Origin of the sequence: Oceanobacillus profundus, assembly GCF_003515705.1 — a bacterium.
Lineage (GTDB): Bacteria > Bacillota > Bacilli > Bacillales > Amphibacillaceae > Oceanobacillus > Oceanobacillus profundus.
In genome coordinates this window covers 1-2991 of sequence record NZ_QWEH01000039.1, presented here as the reverse complement: position 1 = coordinate 2991, position 2991 = coordinate 1, and the positions used below count along the sequence as shown (strand labels likewise).

1 rRNA gene is annotated in these 2991 nt (G+C 51.6%); it reads left to right on the top strand.

Annotated elements, in window-relative coordinates:
• The first annotated feature begins 49 nt into the window (after positions 1–49).
• A 23S ribosomal RNA gene (locus D1B32_RS23375) occupies positions 50–2968 on the top strand.
• The last annotated feature ends 23 nt before the right edge of the window (positions 2969–2991 follow it).

Sequence of the window (2991 nt, the reverse complement as noted above, 5' to 3'; positions counted from 1 at the left end):
TTAAATAAAAGCAAGGCTAATAAATTAGTACGCTTATTTACTGTAACTTAGTTAAGTGAATAAGGGCGCACGGTGGATGCCTTGGCACTAGAAGCCGATGAAGGACGGGACTAACACCGATATGCCTCGGGGAGTTGTAAGTAAACTTTGATCCGGGGATTTCCGAATGGGGGAACCCACTGTTCGTAATGGAACAGTACATGCATCTGAATACATAGGGTGCATGAGGTAGACCCGGGGAACTGAAACATCTCAGTACCCGGAGGAAGAGAAAGAAAAATCGATTTCCTGAGTAGCGGCGAGCGAAACGGAAAGAGCCCAAACCAGAAAGCTTGCTTTCTGGGGTTGTAGGACACTCCACTCGGAGTTACCAAGGAATTCTTTAAATGAATCGACCTGGAAAGGTCAGCCACAGAAGGTAACAGCCCTGTAGTTGAAAAAGAATTCCCTCCGGAGTGTATCCTGAGTACGGCGGAACACGTGGAATTCCGTCGGAATCCGGGAGGACCATCTCCCAAGGCTAAATACTCTCTAGTGACCGATAGTGAACCAGTACCGTGAGGGAAAGGTGAAAAGCACCCCGGAAGGGGAGTGAAATAGAACCTGAAACCGTGTGCCTACAAGTAGTCGAAGCCCGTTAATGGGTAACGGCGTACCTTTTGTAGAATGGACCGGCGAGTTACGATCGTATGCAAGGTTAAGTGGAAGACACGGAGCCGCAGCGAAAGCGAGTCTGAATAGGGCGAATGAGTATGCGGTCGTAGACCCGAAACCGTGTGATCTACCCATGTCCAGGGTGAAGGTCAGGTAACACTGACTGGAGGCCCGAACCCACGTATGTTGAAAAATGCGGGGATGAGGTGTGGGTAGGGGTGAAATGCCAATCGAACACGGAGATAGCTGGTTCTCTCCGAAATAGCTTTAGGGCTAGCCTCAAGAAATAGAGTACTGGAGGTAGAGCACTGATTGGACTAGGGGCCCTCACCGGGTTACCGAATTCAGTCAAACTCCGAATGCCAGTTACTTTTACTTGGGAGTCAGACTATGGGTGATAAGGTTCATAGTCGAAAGGGAAACAGCCCAGACCGCCAGCTAAGGTCCCAAAGTATACGTTAAGTGGAAAAGGATGTGGAGTTGCCCAGACAACCAGGATGTTGGCTTAGAAGCAGCCATCATTTAAAGAGTGCGTAATAGCTCACTGGTCGAGTGACTCTGCGCCGAAAATGTACCGGGGCTAAACGTATCACCGAAGCTGCGGATTGTTCTTACGAACAATGGTAGGAGAGCGTTCTAAGTGCTGTGAAGTCAGACCGTGAGGACTGGTGGAGCGCTTAGAAGTGAGAATGCCGGTATGAGTAGCGAAAAAAGAGTGAGAATCTCTTTCACCGAATGCCTAAGGTTTCCTGAGGAAGGCTCGTCCTCTCAGGGTTAGTCGGGACCTAAGCCGAGGCCGAAAGGCGTAGGCGATGGACAACAGGTAGATATTCCTGTACCACCTCATGATTGTTTGAGCGATGGGGGGACGCAGTAGGATAAGGAATGCGCACTGATGGATATGTGCGCCCAAGCAGTGAGAAAGTCAGATAGGCAAATCCGTCTGGCAATTTCAAGCTGTGATGGGGAGGGAAATTTAGTACCGAAGTTCCGGATTTCACACTGCCAAGAAAAGCCTCTAGTTAGATCATAGGTGCCCGTACCGCAAACCGACACAGGTAGGCGAGGAGAGAATCCTAAGGTGAGCGGGAGAACTCTCGTTAAGGAACTCGGCAAAATGACCCCGTAACTTCGGGAGAAGGGGTGCTTCATTTACATGGAGCCGCAGTGAATAGGCCCAAGCGACTGTTTAGCAAAAACACAGGTCTCTGCGAAGCCGAAAGGCGAAGTATAGGGGCTGACACCTGCCCGGTGCTGGAAGGTTAAGGGGAAATGTTAGCCGCAAGGCGAAGCTTTGAACCGAAGCCCCAGTAAACGGCGGCCGTAACTATAACGGTCCTAAGGTAGCGAAATTCCTTGTCGGGTAAGTTCCGACCCGCACGAAAGGTGCAACGACTTGGGCACTGTCTCAACGAGAGACCCGGTGAAATTATACTATGCGTGAAGATGCGCATTACCCGCGACAGGACGGAAAGACCCCGTGGAGCTTTACTGTAGCCTGATATTGAATGTCTGTGCAGCTTGTACAGGATAGGTGGGAGCCTTGGAAACCGGAGCGCTAGCTTCGGTGGAGGCATCCGTGGGATACCACCCTGGCTGTATGGACATTCTAACCCAGGACCGTGATCCGGTTCGGAGACAGTGTCAGGCGGGCAGTTTGACTGGGGCGGTCGCCTCCCAAAAGGTAACGGAGGCGCCCAAAGGTTCCCTCAGAATGGTTGGAAATCATTCGTAGAGTGTAAAGGCACAAGGGAGCTTGACTGCGAGACCTACAAGTCGAGCAGGGACGAAAGTCGGGCTTAGTGATCCGGTGGTTCCGCATGGAAGGGCCATCGCTCAACGGATAAAAGCTACCCCGGGGATAACAGGCTTATCTCCCCCAAGAGTTCACATCGACGGGGAGGTTTGGCACCTCGATGTCGGCTCATCGCATCCTGGGGCTGTAGTCGGTCCCAAGGGTTGGGCTGTTCGCCCATTAAAGCGGTACGCGAGCTGGGTTCAGAACGTCGTGAGACAGTTCGGTCCCTATCCGTCGTGGGCGTTGGAAGTTTGAGAGGAGCTGTCCTTAGTACGAGAGGACCGGGATGGACACACCGCTGGTGTACCAGTTGTTCCGCCAGGAGCATCGCTGGGTAGCTACGTGTGGAAAGGATAAGTGCTGAAAGCATCTAAGCATGAAGCCCCCCTCAAGATGAGACTTCCCATCACTTCGAGTGAGTAAGATCCCTCAGAGACGATGAGGTTGATAGGTTCGGTGTGGAAGCGTGGTGACACGTGGAGCTTACGGATACTAATCGATCGAGGACTTAACTAAATTCTTTATTTGATGTCTTGTTT